The organism is Paraburkholderia dinghuensis (genome assembly GCF_003837865.1).
Taxonomy (GTDB): domain Bacteria; phylum Pseudomonadota; class Gammaproteobacteria; order Burkholderiales; family Burkholderiaceae; genus Paraburkholderia; species Paraburkholderia dinghuensis.
The window spans coordinates 24,184-47,625 of record NZ_RQIS01000003.1 but is presented as its reverse complement, the minus strand read 5'-3'; the positions used below and the strand labels follow the sequence as shown (position 1 = coordinate 47,625).

General features: G+C 59.6%; 27 protein-coding genes. 4 read left to right on the top strand and 23 right to left on the bottom strand.

The features are described from left to right. Positions 1-42: 42 nt before the first annotated feature. The 12 genes from D1Y85_RS04855 to D1Y85_RS04800 form a co-directional block, all read right to left on the bottom strand. The gene (locus D1Y85_RS04855) at positions 43-759 is read right to left on the bottom strand and encodes a transaldolase (protein WP_124149918.1); all 717 of its coding nucleotides are present in this window, start codon (positions 757-759) and stop codon (positions 43-45) included. Further along, complete coding sequence (locus tag D1Y85_RS04850) at positions 756-1,286, bottom strand: D-glycero-alpha-D-manno-heptose-1,7-bisphosphate 7-phosphatase (RefSeq protein ID WP_124149917.1); 531 nt, start codon at positions 1,284-1,286, stop codon at positions 756-758. Before D1Y85_RS04850 ends, D1Y85_RS04855 begins: the two co-directional genes overlap by 4 nt. Beyond that, entirely contained in the window at positions 1,287-1,895 is a 609-nt protein-coding gene (locus D1Y85_RS04845; protein WP_124149916.1) for an SIS domain-containing protein, read from the bottom strand. It abuts the gene before it with no gap. Beyond that, positions 1,895-2,599: a nucleotidyltransferase family protein gene (locus D1Y85_RS04840; RefSeq protein WP_124149915.1), complete on the bottom strand. Its 705-nt coding sequence runs from the start codon at positions 2,597-2,599 to the stop codon at positions 1,895-1,897. The genes D1Y85_RS04845 and D1Y85_RS04840 overlap by 1 nt, the downstream gene beginning before the upstream one ends. Then, entirely contained in the window at positions 2,596-3,579 is a 984-nt protein-coding gene (locus D1Y85_RS04835; protein ID WP_124149914.1) for a GHMP family kinase ATP-binding protein, read from the bottom strand. Before D1Y85_RS04835 ends, D1Y85_RS04840 begins: the two co-directional genes overlap by 4 nt. After that, positions 3,563-4,570, bottom strand: coding sequence for a Gfo/Idh/MocA family protein (locus D1Y85_RS04830; protein WP_124149913.1), 1,008 nt, complete (start codon positions 4,568-4,570; stop codon positions 3,563-3,565). Before D1Y85_RS04830 ends, D1Y85_RS04835 begins: the two co-directional genes overlap by 17 nt. Continuing rightward, the gene (locus tag D1Y85_RS04825) at positions 4,567-5,442 is read right to left on the bottom strand and encodes an SDR family NAD(P)-dependent oxidoreductase (RefSeq protein ID WP_124149912.1); all 876 of its coding nucleotides are present in this window, start codon (positions 5,440-5,442) and stop codon (positions 4,567-4,569) included. The genes D1Y85_RS04830 and D1Y85_RS04825 overlap by 4 nt, the downstream gene beginning before the upstream one ends. Before the next feature lies 1 nt (position 5,443). Further along, complete coding sequence (locus tag D1Y85_RS04820; RefSeq protein WP_185218908.1) at positions 5,444-6,748, bottom strand: UDP-glucose dehydrogenase family protein; 1,305 nt, start codon at positions 6,746-6,748, stop codon at positions 5,444-5,446. Further along, positions 6,745-7,710, bottom strand: coding sequence for an NAD-dependent epimerase/dehydratase family protein (locus D1Y85_RS04815; RefSeq protein ID WP_124149910.1), 966 nt, complete (start codon positions 7,708-7,710; stop codon positions 6,745-6,747). The genes D1Y85_RS04820 and D1Y85_RS04815 overlap by 4 nt, the downstream gene beginning before the upstream one ends. After that, the gene (locus D1Y85_RS28055) at positions 7,707-8,030 is read right to left on the bottom strand and encodes a GtrA family protein (protein WP_425466882.1); all 324 of its coding nucleotides are present in this window, start codon (positions 8,028-8,030) and stop codon (positions 7,707-7,709) included. The genes D1Y85_RS04815 and D1Y85_RS28055 overlap by 4 nt, the downstream gene beginning before the upstream one ends. 108 nt (positions 8,031-8,138) lie before the next feature. Further along, complete coding sequence (locus D1Y85_RS04805) at positions 8,139-8,696, bottom strand: class I SAM-dependent methyltransferase (RefSeq protein ID WP_124149908.1); 558 nt, start codon at positions 8,694-8,696, stop codon at positions 8,139-8,141. After that, the gene (locus D1Y85_RS04800; RefSeq protein ID WP_124149907.1) at positions 8,693-9,634 is read right to left on the bottom strand and encodes a glycosyltransferase family 2 protein; all 942 of its coding nucleotides are present in this window, start codon (positions 9,632-9,634) and stop codon (positions 8,693-8,695) included. The genes D1Y85_RS04805 and D1Y85_RS04800 overlap by 4 nt, the downstream gene beginning before the upstream one ends. A gap of 567 nt (positions 9,635-10,201) precedes the next feature. On the opposite strand from D1Y85_RS04800, the gene D1Y85_RS04795 reads away from it, so the two are divergent. Next, positions 10,202-10,951 (top strand): glycosyltransferase family 2 protein, encoded by a 750-nt coding sequence (locus D1Y85_RS04795; RefSeq protein ID WP_124149906.1) that lies wholly within the window; start codon positions 10,202-10,204, stop codon positions 10,949-10,951. 1 nt (position 10,952) lies between these two features. Then, a complete protein-coding gene (locus tag D1Y85_RS04790; protein WP_124149905.1) occupies positions 10,953-12,062 on the top strand; it encodes a glycosyltransferase family 4 protein in 1,110 nt (369 codons plus the stop codon). A gap of 29 nt (positions 12,063-12,091) precedes the next feature. On the opposite strand, the gene rfbD is transcribed toward D1Y85_RS04790, so the two are convergent. Genes rfbD through rfbB form a run of 4 tightly spaced genes read right to left on the bottom strand, consistent with a single transcriptional unit; the run spans position 12,092 to position 15,509 of the window. Beyond that, complete coding sequence (gene rfbD / locus D1Y85_RS04785; protein ID WP_124149904.1) at positions 12,092-12,985, bottom strand: dTDP-4-dehydrorhamnose reductase; 894 nt, start codon at positions 12,983-12,985, stop codon at positions 12,092-12,094. A 21-nt stretch (positions 12,986-13,006) separates the two neighbouring features. Continuing rightward, on the bottom strand, positions 13,007-13,558 hold the full coding sequence (gene rfbC, locus D1Y85_RS04780) for a dTDP-4-dehydrorhamnose 3,5-epimerase (RefSeq protein WP_124149903.1): 552 nt from the start codon (positions 13,556-13,558) through the stop codon (positions 13,007-13,009). Further along, positions 13,555-14,436, bottom strand: a complete 882-nt coding sequence (rfbA, locus tag D1Y85_RS04775) for a glucose-1-phosphate thymidylyltransferase RfbA (RefSeq protein WP_124149902.1) — start codon at positions 14,434-14,436, stop codon at positions 13,555-13,557. Before rfbA ends, rfbC begins: the two co-directional genes overlap by 4 nt. Before the next feature lie 11 nt (positions 14,437-14,447). Next, positions 14,448-15,509 (bottom strand): dTDP-glucose 4,6-dehydratase, encoded by a 1,062-nt coding sequence (rfbB, locus tag D1Y85_RS04770; protein WP_124149901.1) that lies wholly within the window; start codon positions 15,507-15,509, stop codon positions 14,448-14,450. Here rfbB and D1Y85_RS04765 point away from each other — a divergent pair. Both D1Y85_RS04765 and D1Y85_RS04760 read left to right on the top strand, forming a co-directional pair. After that, entirely contained in the window at positions 15,508-15,714 is a 207-nt protein-coding gene (locus D1Y85_RS04765; RefSeq protein ID WP_124149900.1) for a hypothetical protein, read from the top strand. The two genes, rfbB and D1Y85_RS04765, sit on opposite strands and share 2 nt — an antisense overlap. A gap of 137 nt (positions 15,715-15,851) precedes the next feature. Then, positions 15,852-16,703 (top strand): symmetrical bis(5'-nucleosyl)-tetraphosphatase, encoded by an 852-nt coding sequence (locus D1Y85_RS04760; RefSeq protein ID WP_124149899.1) that lies wholly within the window; start codon positions 15,852-15,854, stop codon positions 16,701-16,703. Positions 16,704-16,785: 82 nt separating this feature from the next. On the opposite strand, the gene D1Y85_RS04755 is transcribed toward D1Y85_RS04760, so the two are convergent. The 7 genes from D1Y85_RS04755 to D1Y85_RS04725 form a co-directional block, all read right to left on the bottom strand. Next, a complete protein-coding gene (locus tag D1Y85_RS04755; RefSeq protein WP_124149898.1) occupies positions 16,786-17,559 on the bottom strand; it encodes a lysophospholipid acyltransferase family protein in 774 nt (257 codons plus the stop codon). 57 nt (positions 17,560-17,616) lie between these two features. Further along, complete coding sequence (locus D1Y85_RS04750; RefSeq protein ID WP_124149897.1) at positions 17,617-18,894, bottom strand: dihydroorotase; 1,278 nt, start codon at positions 18,892-18,894, stop codon at positions 17,617-17,619. Between the two features lie 35 nt (positions 18,895-18,929). Next, entirely contained in the window at positions 18,930-19,943 is a 1,014-nt protein-coding gene (locus D1Y85_RS04745; protein ID WP_124149896.1) for an aspartate carbamoyltransferase catalytic subunit, read from the bottom strand. Between the two features lie 89 nt (positions 19,944-20,032). Further along, positions 20,033-20,563 carry a bifunctional pyr operon transcriptional regulator/uracil phosphoribosyltransferase PyrR gene (gene pyrR, locus D1Y85_RS04740; protein ID WP_124149895.1) on the bottom strand — a complete coding sequence of 177 codons (531 nt, stop codon included), beginning with the start codon at positions 20,561-20,563 and terminating at the stop codon, positions 20,033-20,035. After that, a complete protein-coding gene (gene ruvX / locus D1Y85_RS04735) occupies positions 20,560-21,003 on the bottom strand; it encodes a Holliday junction resolvase RuvX (RefSeq protein WP_124149894.1) in 444 nt (147 codons plus the stop codon). The genes pyrR and ruvX overlap by 4 nt, the downstream gene beginning before the upstream one ends. Next, positions 21,000-21,578: a YqgE/AlgH family protein gene (locus D1Y85_RS04730; protein WP_124149893.1), complete on the bottom strand. Its 579-nt coding sequence runs from the start codon at positions 21,576-21,578 to the stop codon at positions 21,000-21,002. Before D1Y85_RS04730 ends, ruvX begins: the two co-directional genes overlap by 4 nt. A 328-nt stretch (positions 21,579-21,906) precedes the next feature. Further along, entirely contained in the window at positions 21,907-23,421 is a 1,515-nt protein-coding gene (locus D1Y85_RS04725) for a hypothetical protein (protein ID WP_124149892.1), read from the bottom strand. Between the last annotated feature and the right edge of the window lie 21 nt (positions 23,422-23,442).

Genomic DNA, 23,442 nt, shown 5'->3' with positions numbered 1-23,442 from the left:
TGTGCAGGCGCCACGCCGGTATCTCCACCAATCTACTAGCGCCTACAACTTGAATCCAGCCGCAACGGCGTCGTTATAGAACATCTTCACCGTATCAAGCGAGTACTCGTCCAAATCATAACCAACCAACGACAACTTCTTCAGAATGTCGTTCGTAACCGTAATGATCTGACAACCAATCGCGTCTGCCTGGAAAATATTCATCAGTTCCCGCGGACTAGCCCAGATAAGTTCGGCCGCCGGTGCCACCTTCAGTTGCTCCACGGCTGCCGCCATCAACGGCACAGGATCGCGCCCAGTATCGGCAATACGGCCTGCAAATACGGACACGTAGCTTGGCACATTCGGGTCGAGCGAAGCCGCTACATCACGAACCTGAGTCAGCGTCATCAACGCGGTCACGTTCAGCTTGACCTGCTGCGCCGCGAGTTTCGTGACAAGTGAATAGCAGGTTTCGCGCTTGGTATTGGTCACCGGAATCTTGACGTACACGTTGTCGCCCCAGCTCGCGATCTCCAACGCCTGGCGCTCCATTTCCGCGAAATCGTCCGAGAAGACTTCGAACGACAGTGGCTTGTCCTTGATGGAAACGAGAATGTCTTTGCAGAAAGCCCTGTAATCAGTAATGCCCGCTTTTTTCATCAGCGTCGGATTCGTGGTCAAGCCCTTGACGAACGACTTTGCGTACATCTCAAGCATGCCGCCCTTGTCCGCACCGTCTGCGAAGATCTTGATTTTCAGATCGCTAGCCGTATTCATAACGTCTCCCTCAAGATAATTTTTGACGCCTCCAGCAGAGACGTCACGATGAAATCTGGCGCTTCCGGCCGCTTCTCGTCGTAGCCGTAGTCGATGAATATCGTTTTGCAGCCGGCGCGAGTTCCCGCTTCGATGTCTCGCCACCTGTCGCCAACCATATAGCTTCGACTCAGATCGATCGAATACTGCGAAGCGGCCGACAGCAGCGATCCGGGCTGTGGTTTTCGGCAGTCGCACCCGTCAGTGCTGTCGTGATAGCAGGTCCGAAACTCGTCGAGTGTCAAATGCGCATTCAGATGATGGTTGATCGCTTCGACCGCAGCCTTGGACGTCGTGCCACGCGCCACATCGGGTTGGTTCGTCACCACGATCAACAGGTAACCTGCGTCGTGGAGGGCCGCAAGTGCCTCCGCAACACCCGGCAGAATGACGACCTCGGCCACCGAAGACGGTGGATACGGTTTGCCGTCACGCACGACCGAGCGATTGATGACACCGTCCCGATCCAGAAAGATCGCGCGCCTCATTTACTTGACCGCAGCGGTAGCGGATTCCCACTTCGTCTGATTGGCCTTGAGTGCCGGGTGAGACACAAGCAGGTGCCACACAACAGCCTGAAACGCTTCGGCGTGAGGCGTGATCGTCTCCGAGTTGACCGTCGGAACGATCACGCATGCGTCCGCTACCTGCGCCGTATACCCGCCGTCGCGCCCAACCACGCCAGTGATCCTCGCGCCGACCGTCTTCGCGAACTTCAAGGCTTCGACGAGGTTGGGGCTGATGTTCTTCTCGAGATTGCCTCCGCCGACCGAAAAGATAAAGACGGCGTCTTTCGCAAGCAGCTTACTCGTCTTGAGCCATTCGACGAAAATCGTCGACCATCCTTCGTCATTCGTGCGTGCGGTCAGTTCCGATACGTTGTCCGTCGGAGCGTACGACTCGATACCAACGATCTTCCGGAAATCGTTCACGGCGTGAGAGCAATTTCCCGCGCTACCGCCCACACCCAGGAAGAAAATACGTCCGCCATCTTTCTTCACGGTAGCTAGCAGTTCCGCCATGTTCTCGATTGCCGGCACATCCATCTTCTGGATGATCTCAATTGCTTCGTTCAGGTGTTGCTGCGCGTAGCCCATTACCCGACCCTCCTTGAGAAAAACATTTCGGCCTCCTTAAGACCAGAGTGCGAACCGATCTCATAGAAACGTTGATGTACTTCGTATCCGGCCAACTGATGTTCGAGCGACAGCGTGTGATAAACATCGGCAAGGTCGAACGGCTTATCGTCCGGGTAGGTGTCGAGCGCTCCGCCATCCAGAGCGCCTAGTCCGTAGTCAATGTACTCCATCTCGAGCCGCGGATCGCGCTTGTTGTATTCAACAAGGTTCCCATCGCGAAACAGAACATTACTTTTATCCCACCGATCTTCATTTTTCAGAACGGTCATGAGCGCCTTCTTTCCACTGGCCATGAAAGCGATCTCTATGGGGGCGAAATCCACAGGAAGAAACGAGTCTCCGTAAAGAACGAAGAAGTGTTCTCCTAGCAACGGAAGCGCGCGTTTCAGCGCACCGCCCGTGCCGAGCAGGATGTCCCCATCAGTGGAATACGCAACGTCAATGTCAAACTGCGAGCCGTCTCCTACCGCGTCCTGGACCAATTCCCCGAGGAAACCGACACACAGCACCACGCGACGGATTCCTTGGTCACGCAAGTACCGCAGTTGCCGAAACACGAAAGGTTCGCCGGCGACGTCGACCAGCGCCTTGGGTATCTTCTCCGTAATCGGCCGGAGTCTTGTCGCAAGACCGCCGGCGAGAATGGCTACGGGCAATGTCATGACGAAAGCACGACTTTCGTGCCCTCGAAATCAAAACGGAAGCGCACTTCCTCAAGCCCGGAGGCTGCCATAGTACGTCGCAGCTTGTTGCGGTCATGCGCGAGGAACATCAGGAATCCGCCACCTCCAGCGCCGACGAGTTTACCGCCGACCGCACCGTTCCTGATCGCAAGGTCGTACCATTCGTCGATCTTCGGATTGCTCATGCCACCGGAGCGCTTCTTTTTGTGCTCCCAGTGCTCATGCATCAACTCCCCGAACTGGATCATGTTTCCGGTCTCCAGCGCCTCCTTGCTGCGATACCCGAGTTCCTTTACGTAGTGCAGGTTGTTGAGCATTTCCGCGTCGTTTTTTTCCGAGCGAACCTGCTGATCCTTCAATATGCCGCTAGCGCTTCGTGAATAGCCCGTGAAGAACAGCAGTAGATTGTCCTCGAGATCAAACATCGAGTCGGGTCTTAGCTTCAGAGGCGTCGCGGTAACTCTGTCGTCCTGATGAAAGGTAAAACATGTAACGCCGCCAACCGCGGCAATGTATTGATCCTGCTTGCCAATCGGCTGCGCGAGCCGATCAATCTCGATGTGGCACGCGAGCGCGGCCAACTCTTCCTGATGCAGGCAACGTTTGCGATGGGTGTACAGCGCCTTGAGCAAAGCCGTCGTAAAACTGCCGGACGAACCCAGACCCGTGCCGGCCGGAATATCCGCGAGCGTGGTGATTTCAACCTGAGGAGTCTTGAAGTCCAGGATCTGAAGCGCTTCGCGAATGATGGGATGCTTGACATCCGCGATCTTCTCGACTTGCTCGAGCTGTGAATACTTAAGATAGATCCCTTCAGCGAACGGGCGCATAACAGTCACGTACACGTACTTGTCGATCGCCGCCGATACCAGGAACCCCTCGTGTTCGCGATAGTACGACGGAAGGTCGGTGCCTCCACCGCCCAACGATATACGCAATGGACTACGCGCGATGATCATATCCCGACTCCCTATAGATCCGTTCGATGATTTCTAACGCTGCATGCGCATCGCCGAGCCCCGCTGCCGGCTGACGGCCAACGCGAATGTCCTCGTAAAACTCCGTCATCTCCACGAGCCAGGAATTGTCCGCCATTGGATATTCCCAGGACGTTGTCTCGGGCGGCCCCATTTCTGGAAGCATTTTGTAGTGGGTCAGCCGCTCGACTCCATAGCTTCCACCGAGGCCGGAAATGTCGAGCTTGCCCCCTTTTCCATATATCTCCATCGAAAACAGATTCTTCCATTCCGTACACGAGGCGTGCAAGAACGCAACCTGCTTCGCAGGCGTCTTGAGAATCATGAATCCGTTGTCGTCCACCGGCATGTCCCAGTAGTACGTATGCGCGAAACCCTGAACCTCGTTGAAGTCGCCGAGGAACCAGCGCGAGAGGTCGATGAGGTGAGGCCCCTGGTCAATCAGTTCGCCTCCGCCGGAAAGCCGGGGATCTGCGCGCCATTCCCTGTCGTAACCGATCCGTGCGCCGTGACCGTACCGTGCCCGGATGAACATGAGGTCGCCCAATACACCGGAGTCGACAATTTCCCTGGCCTTGAGCAGAGCCCGATGGTAGCGATGATTGAAGCCGACGCGAACTTTCACGCCGCTATTCTTCGCGGCGTGCAATACGGGTTCGAGTTCTATCGACGATCTCGCAGCTGGCTTTTCGACAAGCACGTGCTTACCCGCCTGAATCGCCGCACAAGTCAGTTCCGCAAGCGAATCATGAAGAGTCGCTATCACGACGATCTGAACATCACGCGACGCGAGCAGTTCGCGCCAGTTGGAAAAGGCCTGCGCATTGGCACTTTTTGCAAGACCCTCCGCCCTGGCAAGGTCAACGTCGGCACAGGCAACCAGTTTGCCGTTGGGGCCAAGCGCCTTCGCCCGCTTCTGCCCGATTAGACCGCAACCAATGATTCCGATACCGAATGTGGTGTTGGCACTCATTTGTCACCCACCTCAAATCCGCGGTCGCGCCCGACGATGCGCCGAAGCGTGTAGACATCGCTACTCGATAGCTTTTCCAGATGGTCGGGCCAATGCTCCCAGTTATCCCACACGGCGCTAATGAGCTTGCCCGTAATTCCATCGCTCGCACCAGACGCCAGAAAGACGGCGAGTTCAGCGCCACGGTGCAATGGCACGCCCCCCGTGTCCTTCTGCTTGATGGCGCGTTCATAGAAGTCCCTCCCGACTCTCGCGGGTCCCGCTTCAAGCACTTCGTCAAGCATCCGGGTATTCAAGGCCCCTGGCGCAATCGAGTTGACATCGATGCCGGTGCCTCGTACTTCCTCCGCGAGAGTCTCGGCAAACCTCACAATCGCGGCCTTCGATACCGCATACGCGCTGATGCGAGGCATCGGGCTTGTCGCACCACCGCCGGACAACTGAATAATCTTTCCGTACGCCTGAGCCTTGAGATGCGGCAATGCTGCCTTGCACATCAAGATCGAGCCGTACACGTTGATCTCGATCGCCTGGGTCCAGGAATGCCAGTCTACATCTTCGATCTGACCTTTCGGACCGTAGATGCCAGCGTTATTCACGAGAATGTGCAAGCCACCGAGTTCGTTGATGGTCGCATCGACCAGAGTTCGAACCTGTTGCGCATTCGAAACATCGGCCGCCATGGCAAGAATTCGTTGCCCCGCTTCAGCCGAACTTGCCAGTTCGGCGCGCGCACTTTCCAGCAATTCCATATCCCGGGCACACAGCATCAAATCGGCACCCGCCGACAAAAATGACCGTGCGACTTCGAGGCCGAATCCCTGGCTTGCGCCCGTGACCAGCGCGATCCTGCCCGACAGTACTTTTTCCATGTCAGTGCCCGTGTGAAGACGTCCCCACCGCTACATATTCGACTGTGGTTAAACTCGTCAACGAAGACTCCAGATGTCGGTTGGCATCGATCACGAGCAGTTCGGGCTTCGCGTAAGCCTGAAGCTTCGCTCCTGCCTCACGAAACATTGGCCATTCGGTGCCCACCACGAGAGCATCGACACGTTTTACGGCATCCCCGGCGTTGGCGAAACTGCTGACGCGGCCTTCCCAGCGGGCCGGCAGTTCTCGAACGACTGGATCATGTACATGCACCACCGCACCTTGAGCAATCAACCAGTCACAAAGTTCCACCGCAAGTGAGCGACGCAGCGTGTCGGTGCCCGGCTTATAGGTGAGGCCCCAAATGGCAACGGTAATGCCTTCCAGACTCGGAAACCGGCCAAGCAATTTTCGCCGTACCCAATTCTTATGTTCGTCGTTGCTTGCGCGCACCGACGATAGAAGAGGTGTCGTTAGTCCAGATGCCTTGCTAGCCAGACCGAGAAACTCGATGTCACGCGCCAGTGTTCCACCCGCGAACGGTCCGCCCGGAGAAACGTACGCCTTGGGGCCGATCCGTGCCTCGGTCTTCAACCCACGTGCGACCTCCGTCGCATCCGCGCCCACCGCTTCGCATATGGATGCGATCTCATTCGCAAAGGTCACCGATATGGCGAGGAATGCGTTGATCGCATGCTTGGTCATCTCGGCCGACGCAATGGACATCCACTCCACCTTGTCCGTAATTGGCGCGACGAGCCCCTCCAATACGACACGTGCCTCGGAAACGTTCGTTCCGACAACGATGCGATCCGGCTTCAGGAACACATCGATTGCCTTGCCAAGGCGCAGGTTCTCGGGCGAGTAAGCAAACGCAAACTGCTTGTCGTGCTGCGTTTCGGTGGCAAACTGCTCCAGGATGCGCATCGAACCCACAGGCATTTGCGACGACACCAGCACGACAGCTTTTGAGCGCAAGGCGGGCAACACGCTCTTGATCTGTTCGAGGACAAAATCGACATCCGCCTTATCGTTGTCGTCCACGGGAGTATCAAACGCGACCCACAGAACATCGATATCCCCTACGGCGCTTTCGATGTCTGTCGTAAAACGTAGCCGACCGGAGTTCAATCCGTCGCTCAGTAGTGCATCCAATCCCGGCTCGAAAAGTGGCGCCTTTCCCGAGCGGAGATCATTGATGGTCTGTTCATCTGCGTCGAGACCGACCACGTCATGCCCGACAGATGCGCAGCACGCCGCAGTTACGGACCCAAGGTGCCAAAGTCCTTGCACGCAAATTTTCATGATCGGTCTCTCATCTCGAAGACCCATTCATTGGCGCGAAGATATTCGACCGTTTTGATCACGCCCTCGCGAATCCCGTATTTGGGTCTCCATCCCAGCGACTGAATTCTCTTCGTGTCGAGAAAGATGAACGGATTGTCTCCGATCCAGCCCCGATCACCACCCGCGTACTCGAGTCGAGGCTTGACGTTGAGCTGTTCGCAGATCCACCCGATGGAGTCGTTCACCTCGCAGTATCCATCCACGCCGAGATTGAATATGTTCACCTTATCCGGTGCCTTGTTCATCGCGAGCAAAATAGCATCGATACAGTCCTGAACGTAAAGATACGACTTGCGTTGCTTGCCGTTGCCCAATACGGGCAAGCGCGACGGATCGTCCTTGAGTTTGCGATAGAAATCAAAGACGTGACCATGCGTGTACCGCTCGCCCAGTATCGACACGAAGCGGAAGATGCAAGCCTGAAATCCGAAACCCTCGCAATACGCGGAAATCAGCCCTTCGCCCGCCGCTTTGGACGCGCCATACAATGAAGTCTGCACCGGAAACGGTCCATCTTCTGGCGTCGGCACAACTTGAGCTTCACCGTACACCGAGCCCGTCGACGAAAATGCAATCTTCCTGATTCCGCTGTGACGCATCGCCTCCAGCACGTTGTACGTAGCGATCGTGTTCTGCTCGAGGTCTTTGCGCGGATGCTCGGTCCCGAAGCGGACGTCAGCGTTGGCCGCCAGATGAAATACGGCTTCCGCGCCGGCAAATGCCTGCCTCAAAACGTCAAGATCCAGAATATCGATTTCGAACAGCTTGAAACTGGGGTTCTTAAGTGCCAAGTCGAGGAACCGGCGCTGGCCAGTACTGAAATTGTCGATACCGAAGACAGAATGACCATCTGCCAACAGTCGATCGACGAGATTACTCCCGATGAAACCAGCGCATCCAGTTACCACATATCGACTCATGTTCTAATCCCCCTACCCCTGAAAATCCAGAACCTTGAGAATAGATAGCCTGTTATGACTGTCGCGACAATAGAAATGAAAGCTCCCATATAAGGCGATAGTCCGAAGTCCTTCACACAACGGCTGACTATGATTATCGTGATTGCATAGTTCACAACCCACATGACCAGATAGCGGAGTAACTGGTTTGCGTGCGACTCATCGACGGCGCCAAACGTGAAGTGACGATTGGCAAGGAAATGAAACGTCGTCGAGATCAAGTATGCCGCCGTGACCGAGACGATGTAGTGCAATCCGATCAGCGAATTCGCGATCCACATCACGAGAAAATAGATCCCGGCCGTAATTGCTCCAACAATGCCGAATTTCGTAAGCGTGAAAAAATGAGCTGACACGAGAGTGTTGAGACGTTGCATATTTCCGACGGCCTATCGTGGGCGCTGTGCGGTCGCCAAGGCGCGAATTCCGCCCGGCTTCAGTGGATTGAACGCGCGCTGCAGAGCAACAACGTCGTCCTCAATATGCTCGAGGACATTGAGCATGATTAGCACGTCGACACTTTGATCTGGTAACGGACATTGCAGGAGATCAAAACGTATCAAGGGGACTCCGGGCAGACGCGTCGCGAGCCGGTATAACGGGTCGTTCACGACGTTTGCGCCAATGACACGGGCCGAGGGGAATTCGGCAACGAGATCGCGAATCAGGAAGCCCGACGAACATCCGATCTCCGTGATGACCGCGTCGCCGCTGCGCATGGATTTTCCCAGTTCCTGAATCGCATTGCGACGGGACGCGATATCGATCGGATGGTTTTCCCCCGCCGCCACTTCGTAAAGTGCCGTTAAATCGTCCGACCAGCCAGCGAAATTCTCGCGGTACTCGAGCACGGGTGTATGAACATCTCCCACCCGAAAGCTCATCCCATCCCATTCGGGTGCCGATGAAGAGCCCTGCGGAGCCGGTAACGAAAACGGCAATGTCACTCTTGCTCTCCGAAATTGATCTTCCGGTCAACGATATACATCGGTCGGCGTTTCACCTCATCGTAGATACGCCCTACGTACTCGCCGATCAGCCCAAGACCCAGAAGTTGCACCCCAGCGAAGAAGCAGATGAGCAGAACGTTCGTGGAAAGCCCTGGCGTCAGATTGACGCCTATCAGCTTTTGAAACACGTACCACGCTGCCAGGAGGAACGACAGGCCCGCGAGGAAGAAGCCCACGACCGACATCATGGAAAGCGGACGCGAACTGAAGCTGATTAGTCCGTTCAAACCAATCTTTAGCGAACCGGTAAGACGATTGTAATTACCTTTTCCGGCGAACCGCTCATCGCGCTCATATTCGATGAAGGCCTGCTTGAAGCCGACGTACGCGACCAGACCGCGCAGGAATCCATGGCTTTCATTGAGGCGGCGCAGTTCCTCGACAACGCGTCGCGTCATGATCCGGAAGTCGCCCGTATTCCGCGGGATGTCCACGTCACTGAACCTGTTTATCACCGAGTAACCGACGTGAGAGATCACGCGCTTGACCAGCGTTTCTCCTTTGCGGGAAATCCGCTTGGCATAAACTACTTCGTAACCGTCTGCGAGTTTTGAATAGAGTTGCTCGATCAGTTCAGGCTGGTCCTGCAGGTCCACATCGATGACGACGCACGTGTCTCCGGTGCAGGACAGAATTCCGGCCATGGTCGCCGCAGGTTGTCCGAACCGGCGCGAAAAGACGAGCAACTTGATTGATGCGTTGCGATTGATCTCGTCGAGAATGACCTCTTCGGTCCTGTCCGGCGACGGATCAAGCGCGAAAACAATCTCATAGCTCTTGCCCATCCGCTCACACACGGCCTCTGCGCGCATCAGGAAAGGGCGGATATTGGCTTCTTCCTTATAGACCGGGACGATTATAGATATTTCTGGCACCGGGACTCCTGCCGTAAGGAATGGTTGATTGTAGAAGCGATTGCAGTCTGATCACTACCACGATCAGACTTTAATCTCGCAAGTACGCCACGTCGCTAGACGGAGCCTCGATTTGCCATACTAAATGGCATCAGCTCGAACACCATGTTTTCTTACAATCACTCGTTATGGCAGCCAAATCATACAACTTTGATGTGACAGTACAAGTGTATCTCTGTGGCCCACCACGCTAAGCAGTTGGCGCCCAAGCCAGACAATTGTTTCGTGAATACCCTGATCCCTTAGCAGGACACATAAATCAATGTAACCAATCAGCAACAATTTGTAAGTAAATGTCACCTTTAGCAAATTTTAGGCCACGTGATTGTGTCGGTAATTTCTGGAGCATTTAAGGCAATTCGCAGATGCTACAATCTGTGCCGTCGTTCGATGCTTTCCGGATAATGGCAAACTTGCCCCGGTCCGGTGAAAAGTCCATGCGGTTGCTCTGACAAATTAAAAATTACGCTCGCGGAAGGCATCCTCCTGCTTACCGAAGCTAATTCAACTGCGAAATGCCATGACTGTATGAATGATCGCAAGCCCGTCGTTACGGTGGTCGTGCCATCGTACAACCAAGGACGATATCTCGACGAAGCGCTGCGTTCGATCGCCGCTCAGACGGTCTCAACCGAAATCTTCGTCATGGACGGCGGCTCGACCGATGAATCGGTTTCGATCATCCAGAACTGGCAATCAAAACTGGCAGGCTGGCGCAGCCACAAGGACGACGGCCAGGCGGCGGCGATCAACGAGGGAATCGCCCGCGGAACTGCCCCGTACGTCTGTTGGCTTAATAGCGATGACCTGCTTTTACCGGGCGGCCTCGACAAACTCGTGAATGCCATGGAGCGACATTCTGCCTGGCCAGCCGCCTATGGCAAAGCCTGGCATCTCGACGACGCAAGCGGTCGCCGTACGCCTGCATGGGTCGAACCGTTTAACGTGCGACGCATGGCAACGCGCTGCGTCATAACACAACCCGCGTCGCTGATTCGCCGCAGTGCATGGACTGCTGTTGGCGGTCTCGATCCGAATCTCAAGATGGCCCTGGACTACGACCTATGGTGGAGGCTCTATCGTCATGGCGGCCCACTCGGTTTCGTCGACGAGGATATCGCCATCAACCGCAACCACGACGCCACCAAAACACGCATTCACCGCCGCCTCCACTACAAGGAGGCAATGGAAACGGTACGACGCCATCACGGCCACGTCCCTCTAAAATGGTGGCTTGCCCAACCATATGCGGTTTGGTGGAAGACCCTGATTCGATAGCATGCGCGTTCTCCACTTTTACAAAACGTACAAGCCCGATTCGATGGGCGGGGTCGAACAACTGATTGGTGAGATCTGCAGCGGGGCGGCAAGCCGCGGGATACCCAGTGACGTACTGACCCTCAGCAAAGATACGTCGACCGTCGACCTCGGTGACCACAAGCACTATCGTGCGCGACTCGACTTCAAGCTCGCGTCGTCCTATTTCTCGCTATCGTCGTTGGTACGGCTTAAGGAACTTGCGAAAACGGCCGACGTCATTCACTACCACTTCCCATGGCCATTCATGGACGTGGCGCATTTTCTTACCCGACTGAACAAGCCAACGGTGGTGACCTACCACTCGGATATCATCAGACAAAAAGCGCTTCTGCAGTTGTATCGGCCATTAATGCTGGCCTTTCTCGGCAGCGTAACGAAGATCGTCGCGACGTCGCCGAATTATGCGCAGACAAGCCCCGTGCTCCGTCGCTTTGCGAGCAAAGTCGAAGTCATCCCGATTGGATTGAACGAGCACGCCTACCCTCGGGCCACCGATGCAAAGATTGCGGAATGGCGCGCGCGGATTGGGCCGCGCTTCCTGCTTTTTGTTGGAATGCTCCGGTACTATAAAGGGCTCCACGTCCTGCTCGACGCGCTCAAGGGCACGGACTATGACGTAGTGATTCTGGGCGGCGGTCCGCTGGAGGGTGAACTGAAAGCACAAGCGGATAGCCTTGGGTTGCGTCACGTACACTTCGTAGGGGCTCTCCCGGACGAAGATAAAGTAGCACTTCTAACACTTTGCCGCGGACTGGTGTTTCCATCACACCTGCGCTCGGAGGCCTTCGGCATTTCGTTGCTGGAAGGTGCCATGTACGGAAAGCCGCTCATCTCATGTGAGATCGGTACGGGGACAAGCTACGTGAATATCGCGGGCAAGACCGGACTGGTGGTGCCGCCCAGCGATGCGCTATCCCTTCGTAGTGCGATCGATCGCATCTGGAACGATGATCAGTTGGCGTCAGAGCTAGGCGCAGGTGCCCGGGAGCGATTCACGAAGCTCTTTACCGCTGACAAAATGGCAGACGCGTACGCCGACCTGTATCGGCGCATCGCTTCAAAACCCTGAGACTCCCACTTCTGCGCGAAACGAAGAGATCAAGCACTCAGACCCGCAAGGCAAAGCCGCAGCGCGTCGCGCCAGTCAGGTGCACGCAGGCCAAAGCTCGCAGCCAGCTTTTCATTGGATAAGCACGAGTTCCCTGGGCGCTTTGCAGGCAGGGGATATTCGGACGATGCAATGGGCGTCACCACCGGCTTGTTCTCCAGTGAGGACAATTCGAAAATCGCGTTAGCGAAGTCGAACCATGTGGTCGAGCCTGATGCAGTCAGGTGATAAACGCCTGACTTCTGGCGCCACCAATCCGCACCGTCTGTGTTTGTCACCAGGCCCTGAGCCACGATGTGTGAAGTCATCGCCGCGATTGTCGCTGCCCAGGTCGGCGCCCCGCGCTGGTCCTCGACGATTCGCAACTCCGGCCGCTCCGCCGCCAGACGCAACATTGTCAGCAGGAAATTCTTGCCTCGCTGACCATAGACCCAACTCGTCCGCAGTATCACGTGCGCGCAGTCGACCTCGGCAATAGCACGTTCACCGGCGAGCTTGCTGAGACCATAGGCACTTTGCGGATTCGCTTTGTCGGTCTCGTCGTAGGCGCCCTCTTTCGTTCCATCGAACACATAGTCGGTCGAATAGTGAATGAGCGGGACGCCTAGCCGCCGGGCTTCCTCTGCAAGCACACCCGGCGCATCACCATTGATACGCTGCGCCAGATCGGGTTCAGTCTCTGCCCTGTCAACCGCGGTATAGGCCGCTGGATTGACAATGAGTGCGGGCTTGATTTCCCTTAAGACTTGCCGGATCTGATCGAAATCCGCGAGATCGAGGGCAACACGGTCAAGCGCAACAATAGTCCCGAGACCCTGAAGCGCTCGTTCCAGTTCGAAACCAACTTGCCCGTTCTTGCCGGAAACAAGAATCTTCGGCTGCATGGCATTACTCAATTGGCTTCCTCACGCGAATGTCTCGGCTTCTGCCAGCCTTTTTCCCGCGGCGTCTTTTTCGGCCAGGCTCGGCTCGGCGTCGATCGGCCATTGAATTCCGATTGCCGGGTCGTTCCACAAAAGCGTTCGCTCGTGCTGCGGAAACCAGTAGTCGGTCGTCTTGTACAGGAATTCCGCCGTCTCGGACAGCACCACAAACCCGTGTGCGAAACCGCCCGGAATCCACAACTGCCGCTTGTTCTCAGCGCTCAGCCGCACACCAGTCCACTTCCCGAAGTTCGGCGAACTCGCCCGGATGTCCACTGCAACGTCGAACACTTCGCCCGCGATGACACGCACCAACTTGCCCTGCGCATGTTCGATCTGGTAGTGCAGCCCACGCAGCACACCTTTCGACGAAAGCGAGTGATTGTCTTGTACAAACTCCACGGGCTCGCCTACCGCCTCGGCGAATTCCGTCGCGTTGAAACTCTCAAAGAAGAAACCGCGCGAATCGGCAAAAACTTTAGGTTCGACGATCTTCACTTCTGGTAGTGACGTCGGAATGACAGTGATTTTCACGCGACGGGGTCCGAGAGTATCTTGAGGAGGTATTTGCCATAACCATTCTTCGCGAGCGGCAACGCTAAACGCTCGAGTTGTCCGGCATCGATCCAGTTCAAGCGGTATGCAATCTCCTCAGGGCAGGCCACGACGAGACCTTGGCGCTTCTGCAATGTTGCGATGAACGTGGCGGCATCGATGAGCGAATCGTGTGTGCCCGTATCCAGCCACGCGTATCCACGCCCCAGTATTTCCACATCCAGCTCGCCGCTGGCGAGATAGCGCGAATTGACATCCGTGATCTCAAGTTCGCCGCGAGCCGAAGGCTTTATATCGGCCGCGATATCGCACACCTGGTTGTCGTAGAAATACAGACCGGTCACGGCGTAGTTCGAACGCGGCACGGCAGGCTTTTCTTCGATCGACAGGGCGCGGTATTGCTTGTCGAACTCCACGACGCCATAGCGCTCGGGATCTTGAACGTGGTACGCAAAAACGGTCGCGCCTTGCGTTTGCTGGTTAGCGCGCGCGAGCTGTTTCGCGAAATCGTGCCCGTAGAAAATGTTGTCGCCGAGAATCAACGCGGAGGGATCATTGGCGACAAAATCGCGCCCGATGATGAACGCCTGGGCGAGTCCATCCGGCGAAGGCTGGACCGCGTACTGGATATTCATGCCCCACTGGCTGCCGTCGCCGAGCATCGCTTCAAAACGCGGCGTGTCCTGTGGAGTGGAGATGATCATCACATCCCGAATGCCCGCCACCATCAGCGTCGACAGCGGGTAATAGATCATCGGCTTGTCGTAGACGGGTAGTAGCTGTTTCGACACCACATGGGTGATCGGATAGAGCCGCGTGCCCGAACCGCCTGCGAGGATGATGCCTTTGCGTGCCATCGATTTTGCCCTTACGCGCGCCGCGCGTAATTCGTTTCAACCCATTTGCGATAGTCGCCCGAAGCGACTTCGTCAACCCAGTGCTGGTTGTCGAGATACCAGCGCACCGTCTTCGCAAGACCCGTCTCGAACGTTTCCGCGGGCTTCCAGCCCAGTTCGCGCTCCAGCTTGCGTGCGTCGATGGCATAACGCCGGTCGTGGCCGGGGCGGTCCTTCACATAGGTGATCTGGTCGCGGTAAGAGCCCGCCGCCTTTGGCCGCGACTGGTCCAGCAGGTCGCACAACGTATGCACGACTTCGAGGTTCTTTTTCTCGTTCCAGCCGCCGACGTTGTACGTCTCGCCGACCCGCCCGCGCGCGAGTACTTCGCGGATCGCGCTGCAATGGTCGCCCACATACAACCAGTCACGCACGTTTTGCCCATCGCCGTACACCGGAAGCGGCTCGCCGGCGAGCGCATTCGCGATCATCAGCGGGATGAGCTTTTCGGGGAACTGATATGGGCCGTAGTTATTCGAGCAATTTGTCGTGAGCGTCGGCATGCCATAGGTGTGATGCCAGGCGCGCACCAGGTGATCGGAACCGGCTTTGCTCGCCGAATAAGGACTGTTCGGCGCGTACGGCGTGGTCTCTGAAAAAGGCTGGTCTGCGGCCGAGAGCGAGCCGAACACTTCATCTGTGGAGACGTGCAGGAAGCGAAACGCGGCCTGGCCAGCGGCATCCAGGGTGCTCCAATGCTGCCGAGCCGCCTCGAGCAACGTGAACGTGCCAATCACATTGGTCTGAACAAAGTCCGCGGGACCATGTATGGAGCGGTCGACGTGGCTCTCCGCTGCAAAATGCAGCACAGCGCGCGGCCGATGTTCGGCGAAGAGCGTATCGAGTGCTGTGCGGTCGCAGATGTCGACGCGCGCGAAAACATGCCTGGGGTTGTCGTGCAGCGGCTTCAGCGTGCCGTAGTTGCCCGCGTAGGTCAGCTTGTCGACGTTGACGACAGGCTCGTCCGATTGACGGAACCAGTCCAGCACAAAGTTAGCACCGATAAATCCGGCACCGCCCGTCACGAGAATCATGGAAATCCCTTGCAATCATTACAGCAGAAGTCTGCCGTATGACGAACCACGGCGATTCGAAAGACTGCTGAAAAAAAAGGTTTCAATTCAGGCAATTGGCCCGGATTTTCCGGGCCGCAAGGTCGGCGGACGACGTCGCGGCCCTGATTATAAGACTGCCGCCAGGGCAACTGCAGCATCGCCATTATTAATCAACCTGACATAATCCGTCCGTGCACGGCGGGGCTTCGCAAAGGCGACCCGCGCAATTTCCGGTCTGCGATTTCATTGCGATACTAGAGTCGGCTTCCTGTGTTACCGTCTGCGCTCATCCATGCAACGCCCGCCACCGTTTCTGTTTCGATGACTACGTTCAAGCCGCACCCGGCCCCTCTCGCCTTCGGCGACCTTCAGGGGTGCCGCAATTCGTTCCGCGAACTCCTTGCCAAGGCCGCGCCCACCGCCGAAACACCACTGTGGTTTGCAGGCGATCTGATCAATCGTGGCCCCGATTCGCTCGCGACACTGCGCGACGTGATCGCGCTCGGCGATCGCGGCGTGGCCGTTCTCGGTAACCACGACCTGCATTTGCTGTCCGTCTCGGCGGGGATTCGCAGGGCGAAGAATGGCGACACGATCGACGATATCCTGAACGCGAAGGACGCTGCCGATCTGCTGCACTGGGTCCGCCATCGCCCCATCGCGCACTATGAGAACGGCATGTTGATGGTGCATGCGGGCGTGCTGCCGCAGTGGGATGTCGATCTCACGCTCGAACTCGCGCACGAACTCGAACAGGCCCTGCGCCGCGACAACTGGAAGGAGACCCTGGCGGGCCTCTACGGAAATGAGCCGAGCCGCTGGTCGAAGGATCTGAAGGGCATCGAGCGTCTGCGCATTACGTGCAGCGCACTCACCCGCATGCGTTTCTGCAACGGTGACGGCGCGATGGATTTCAGTTCGAGTGGCGGGCTCGCCTCGGCGCCCGCGGGATATATGCCCTGGTTCGACGTTCCCGGACGCAGGACAGCCGACGACATCGTGGTGTTCGGCCATTGGGCGGCGCTCGGGCTCACGCTGCGCGATAACGTAATCGGGCTCGATTCCGGCTGCGTCTGGGGCAACCAGCTTTCGGCGGTGCGTCTCGAAGCCGATCCCGCGCGCCGCACACTCACGCAGGTCGAGTGCACGGACTGCCGCGCCATCAGTGCCTGATTCTTGATACCTGCGTGACACCCGCCCGGGCGGGCACACGCGAGCCGCCGCAACGCGCCGCGTGACCGGGAGGGTGCCCCCGTCAGGACGCCTGCATCACGCCCTCACTGCCTGGCAGTGGCACCCCCCGCATCTCATCGAGCGCCGCGCCCACCGCGGCCTCAGCCTGCGCCGCCAGCTTGCGCCGGTCGCCCTCGGCCTGGATCGGCTCACCCACGTAGACGTGTGCGGTCAACGGCCCCGCCTTGAGCATCGCATCGAGCGACTGCTTGAGCGAAACATCGTCGATATAAGCGGGCGCCATGGACTGCCGCCCCTCTGCGTCCTCGTAGAGGATGCACAGCGGCTGCACGGGACAGCCTGCCTCGACAGCCGCCTGAAACATGTTCGTATGAAACGTCTTGAGCGCGCGCCCGTCCGTCGTCGTGCCCTCGGGGAACACGCACATCAGCTCGCCACGGTCCAGCCGCGCCGCCAGTTCGTGCATGATGCGCTTCGCGTCGCTGCGCTTTTCGCGCTCGACGAACACCGTATCGAGATTCTGCGCGAACCAGCCGATCAGCGGCCAGCTCCGGATCTCGGCCTTCGACACGAACGGCGTCGGCCGCCACGCGTTGATCACATAAATGTCGATCCACGAGATGTGGTTGCAGACGACGAGCGCGCGGGCATCGAGACGAGCCGCGTCGTTATGGACGACGAGCTTCATGCCGCACAGTTCGAGCATCTTGAGCGACCACGCACGGTTCATGGCGTGGCGCTGATCGGCGCTCGCGCGCGGAAAGCGCAACGCAACGGTCAGCGCACCGCGCAACAGGTGGATAAGCAAACGGGTCTTGCGAACAAAGAGACTCATGGCGAACCAGTCGAAAACGATAGCGATCGATGCAATGCGGCTGTCGTGCGGGCAGACTCAACCGCGCTCGAAGCCGACGCGCCCCGCGACGAGCGTCGCGCGCACGACGCCAGGCAATTCATAGCCGAGAAACGGTGTGTTGTGCCCCTGGCTCTTCAGCGCGCGCGGCTCCACGCGCCAGTGCGCGTGCGCGTCGAACACGCAGAGATCCGCATTCGCGCCGACCGCAATGCGGCCTGCGTCGAGCTTCACGATGCCAGCCGGCGCCGACGTGACACGTGCTAGCGCCTTGACGAGCGGCACGCCCACCTCCTCTGCCCACTTCAACGTGAGCGAAAGAAGGAGTTCGAGCCCGGTCGAGCCCGGGCTCGCCTCGGCGAACGGCAAGAGCTTTTCGTCGTCGTCCACGGGCGTGTGGTCCGAACAGATCGCGTCGATCGTGCCGTCCGTGAGACCTGCGCGAATCGCGTCGCGATCGCGCTGCTGGCGCAGCGGCGGATCGAGTCGGAACTGCGCATCGAAATAGCCGATGTCCATGTCGATCAGATGCACATGGTTCGCGCTCACGTCGCACGTCACCGGCAATCCTTCGGCCTTTGCCGCGCGCACGAGCGCAACGCCCGCAGCCGACGAAAGATGCATCACATGCACACGCGCACCCGTTACGCGCATCAGTTCGAAGAGCGTATGCAGCGCGATCGTCTCCGCGCTCACCGGCACGCCAGACAAGCCGAGCCGCGACGCCACCGCGCCGCTCGCCGCCACGCCGCCCTTCGAAAGGAACGCATCCTGGGGACGCAGCCACGCGGCATAGCCATACGTGCTCGCGTACTGCAGCGCACGCAGCAGAACCTGAGTATCGGCGATGGGCTTATCCACCTGTGTGAAGCCGATGCAGCCGGCTTCCGTAAGCGACACCATCTCCGTGATCACCTCGCCCTTCAGGCCCACCGTGAGCGCGCCGAGCGGATAGACGCGCGCGCGATCGAGTTTGCTGACGCGGTACTTGAGCATCTCGATCAGGCCCGCTTCATCGAGCACGGGATCGGTGTCGGGCGGGCACACGAGGCTCGTCACACCGCCGGCGAGTGCCGCGGCCATTTCCGAATCGAGCGTGGCCTTATGCTCATAGCCCGGCTCGCGCAGCCGCGCGCTCAGGTCGACGAGTCCGGGCGCCACGCAAAGCCCCTTCGCGTCGATCGTTTTATCTGCCTGGAAGCCGGCAGGCGCCGCACCCAGCGCGACGATCGTGCCGCCCGCGATGTACACATCCTGCTGCTGTTCGATGCCGGCCGCCGGGTCGATCAGCGTGCCGCCTTGAATATGAATCTTCATGCGCTGCCCTGTTGTTCCCTCGGATTTCCTCGGGTTCACTCGTTATTTCCCGCGACGATGCCCATCACAGCCATGCGCACCGCGATGCCGAAACTCACCTGGTTGAGAATCACCGACTGCGGGCCGTCCGCGACCTGCGAGTCGATTTCGACGCCACGGTTCATCGGCCCCGGATGCATCACGATCGCATCGGATTGTGCGAGCGCGAGGCGCTCGGGCGTGAGGCCCCAGCTCTTGAAGTATTCCTGCGCCGAAGGCAGCAGCGCGCCGCTCATGCGCTCGTTCTGCAGACGCAGCATGATAATGACGTCAACGTCCTTCAAGCCTTCGTCGAGGTTGTGGAAGACGCGCACGCCCATCTGTTCGAGCCCGCCTGGCAGAAGCGTGCGCGGCCCGATCGCGCGTACTTCGGGCACGCCGAGCGTGGTGAGCGCGTGAATGTCCGAGCGCGCGACGCGTGAGTGCAGAATATCGCCGACGATCGCTACGCGCAGATTCGTGAAATCGCGCTTGTAGTGGCGGATCGTGTACATGTCGAGCAGACCCTGCGTGGGATGCGCGTGACGTCCGTCGCCCGCGTTGATCACGTGGACGTGCGGCGCGCAATGCTCGGCGATCAGATACGGCGCGCCACTCGACGCGTGGCGCACGACGAACATGTCGGCGTGCATCGCGGACAGATTGCCGATCGTGTCGAGGAGCGTTTCGCCTTTGCTCGTCGAGGACGCGTTGATGTTCAGGTTGAGCACGTCCGCCGAAAGACGCTTGGCCGCGATTTCGAAGGTCGTGCGCGTGCGCGTCGAGTTCTCGAAGAACAGATTGAATACCGACTTGCCGCGCAGGAGCGGCACCTTCTTCACGTCGCGGTCGGTCACGCTCACGAATTGCGCAGCGGTGTCGAGAATGTGCGTGACGATCGCACGCGGCAGGCCCTCGATCGTCAGCAGGTGCTTGAGTTCGCCGTTCTTCGTGAGTTGCGGATTGCCCTTCAGGAAGCCGTAACGAAAGCGTCCGTTATCGGCGGGTGCTGCGGTGGGCTGTGTGTTCATTGCAAGGTTCCTTTGCACGCAGGGCCAGGTTTGAACAGAGCGCGCATGAAGCCGGTTCTGTCGCGAGGCACACGTTGCATGCGGGTCAGTCAGTTGCCGCCGCGCGGCTCGACGTGAAACGCGAAACGTCCGTCGGCATTGCGTTCGAGCACGAGCGATGCGTCGGCGGCCACGGCCGCGGTACCGCCGGCAAAACGCGCCGCCACCGGCAGCTCACGGCCGCCGCGGTCGACGAGCACCGCCAGTTCCACCGACGCAGGGCGGCCAAAGTCGTACAACTCATTGATGGCCGCGCGCACCGTGCGGCCCGTGTACAGCACGTCGTCGACCAGCACGATGCGGCGGCCCTGCACGTCGAACGGCAACGAGGTCGGACTCGCTTCGCTGTGCAGGCCTTTTTTCGCGTAATCGTCGCGATGGAGCGCGACATTGATGACGCCCCATCCACTCGCGCCGAGATCGTGTGCGAGCCGCGCGGCAATCCATGCGCCGCCGCTGTAAATGCCGGCGATCGCGACGCCATCGGGCGCGCTAAACGCATCGACGGAATACGCAGCGCGGATCTGATCGAGGACGGCGCAATACAGCGCCTCGGCGTCGAGCGTGTCGCTGGGACTCATGGCGTGGGCGCGGAGCGTTCGTCGAGGTATTGCTGGAGGATCACGCAGGCCGCTTCGGCGTCGAGCTGATCCATGTCGTCGCCGCGTTCGCGCATGCGCGCTTCTGCATCGACGGACGAGTAGCGCTCGTCCACCCATACCACCGGTACATTGAAGCGCCCGTTAAGCTGGTTGCCGAAGCGCTTCGCCAACTGCGTCATGATGTGCGGCGTGCCGTCCGGGTGCGTCGGCAGGCCGACCACGAGCAGATCGGGCTGCCACTCGCGCAGCAGTACGCCGATGGCTTCAAAACGATAGCCGGTACTGCGGTTCTGGATCACGGTAAGCGGGCGGGCGCTGCGCGTGAGCACGTTGCCGAGCGCAACGCCGATGCGCTTTTCGCCGTAGTCGAACGCAAGCAGGGTGGCCTCGCTCGCGCCCCGCCCGGGCGCCACGCTCATGCGTGGCCCGCTTCGCCCGAAAGCATCGACGACGAGATGCCGAGCAGCGCGAGCGCCGCTTCGAAGCGCTCTTCGGCGGGCACGTCGAAGACGATCTTCGGATCGGCTTCGACCGTGAGCCAGCCGTTGCGCGAGATTTCGTCTTCGAGCTGGCCCGCACCCCAGCCTGCGTGACCGAGCGTGAGCAGGAAGCGCTCGGGGCCCTTGCCGTTCGCGACGGCTTCGAGCACATCCTTCGACGTGGTCATGTCGAGGCCGCCCGGCACGGACATCGACGATGTATAGCTCGTGCCCTCTTCAGGTGCATGCAATACGAAGCCCCGCTCGGTCTGGACGGGGCCGCCGAAATAGACAGGCACGTGCAGGAGCGGTTCGATTTCGAGCTTGAGGTCGATGCGGGAAAAGAGGGCCTGCAGGTCGATGTCGGTGGGACGATTGATGACGAGGCCGAGCGCGCCGCGCTCGGAATGATCGCAAAGGTAGACCACAGTTCCTGAAAACGTGGGGTCTGCCATGTTGGGCATGGCAATCAGGAACTGGTTGGTCAGATTGATGCGATCGTTACTCTTGGACATGGTTTGAATTCTAGCAAAGACGATGCGGAATGGCGGCTTCGCGCCGGTACGCCGGCGCCGCCGTCTTCGGGGCCGCGGCGCGCCAAGAAGGCGCGCGCATCGCGGCTTCCTCTCGCCGCGATGCTTACAAACGGGAATGAGTCACTCTAACACGCGTGCGCGCCTCTTCTGCAATGCACAAGGCGGTAACGACGCCGGCCGGCGAACTCGGTTGGCTCGGCGTCGAAAGTTGTGCCATGACACGGCCAGCGAAGCTGCGTATGGAAAAACGCGGACGAATGCCGAAGCGAACGCAAGCACGATGCCCGAACACACGCGCCAGCGGGTCCTAACGGAGTAAATCGGACTGCGCGCCGTCAGGACGCTCAGGCAACGCCGCCGCGCCCGCGATCGACGCGGCGAGCGCGCGCACTGCGCTCGCCGCATCGGGCTGCGCGACGCCTGCCGCGATCTTGTGCAGCATCGCGCGCAGTGATTCGCCGGCGCGCTCGACTGCGGCGGCATCCAGGGCGGAAGTCACGTTGGCCGCCAGCGGCAGATCGAGCGGCCCGGACTGCCCCGCGGCATGAGCGGTGCGCCGCCACGCGAGCCCAAGCGCATCGGCGAGCAGCCCGACGTGGCCGAGGCCAATGGCCCACGCCGCCGCGCCGAGCCCGTATGACGCATCGGCCGCGAGCACGGCCTGCGCGGCGTCGCGTTGCGTGCGCGCGGACCACGCCTCAGCGTGCGCTGAGAGTGCAGCCATCGACGCATCGGCGGTCTGCAGGAAATCCTCATACGCATTCGCGTTGACCGCGAGCGCGCCGAGTTCGCGCGTGGGCGCGACGCCCGACGCCGTGGCGTCCGCCTGCGCGGCCCCCGCCTCCCAGAGCACCTCGGACGCCTGTGTGCCCGCGATGTGCCAGTCCACAGTCAGGCCGTGGTCGCGCAGCAGTTCGACGTCATCGGTATCTTCGGCCGCCGCGCCAAAGAGCGCGTAGTCGCGCCACAACAGCGCGAGCGTCGCGCGCACCAGCGATTGCGGCGCGACGCGCAGCCCGTGCGCGTGATCGGCGAGCAGCAGATTACAGCGGGCGTAGAACCGCCGCACGTCCTCGTCGCCCCACGACACCGCACCGCGCCGCAACGCGCGGCCGCACGCCGCCGCAAGGCGCCAGTAATCGTAAGGGTCGGGGCTCGCGAGTTCGGCGAGGCAGACGTCCATCTCGTCGAACGCCGCGTCCGCCAATGCCGCCGCCGCACGGCTGCCGCTCGAGTGTCGCGCCTTGAGCGCGGGCAGCAGCGCCGACTCGTAACGCGCGCGAATCTGCGCGAGTTTGTGCGCGGGCAGCGCATGCAGGGTCGCGGGCGCGATGGGCCGGCCCTGCAGCGCGACATCCTCGTAGGCCAGCGAAATACCCGGCATGTGGCGCCCGAGCACAACAACCAGCGAATGCTGCCGCGCGTAGAGCGCCGGCGAGCACGAAAGCTCGCGCAGATTGTGCCGATCGAGCGCGGCAGCGAGATCGGCGAGCGCGTCGCGAAAGAGCGCGCGCACGGCTTGATCGCTGTCACCCTCAGGCGCGTGGCGCGATGGCTGCGCGCTGTGCACGGCCGCACTCCCGATCACGGATAGCGCGAACGGCGACGCGAGCAGCAGCGTGTCGGCGAAACGCGCCGCACCGAGCCAGCCCGCCTCGCGCAACGCGTTTGCCGCATGGCGCAGCGGCGTGGCGACGTGCCCGCCATCCGTGTCAAGCGCGTACAGCGCCTCGGCGAGCGCGTCGCGGGCATGCGGCACGCGACCGCCGCGCGGATTGGGCAACGCTTCGAAACGGACGACGGACGTTGAACGAAGACTCATGAGTTAGATGAGACAGCGCCG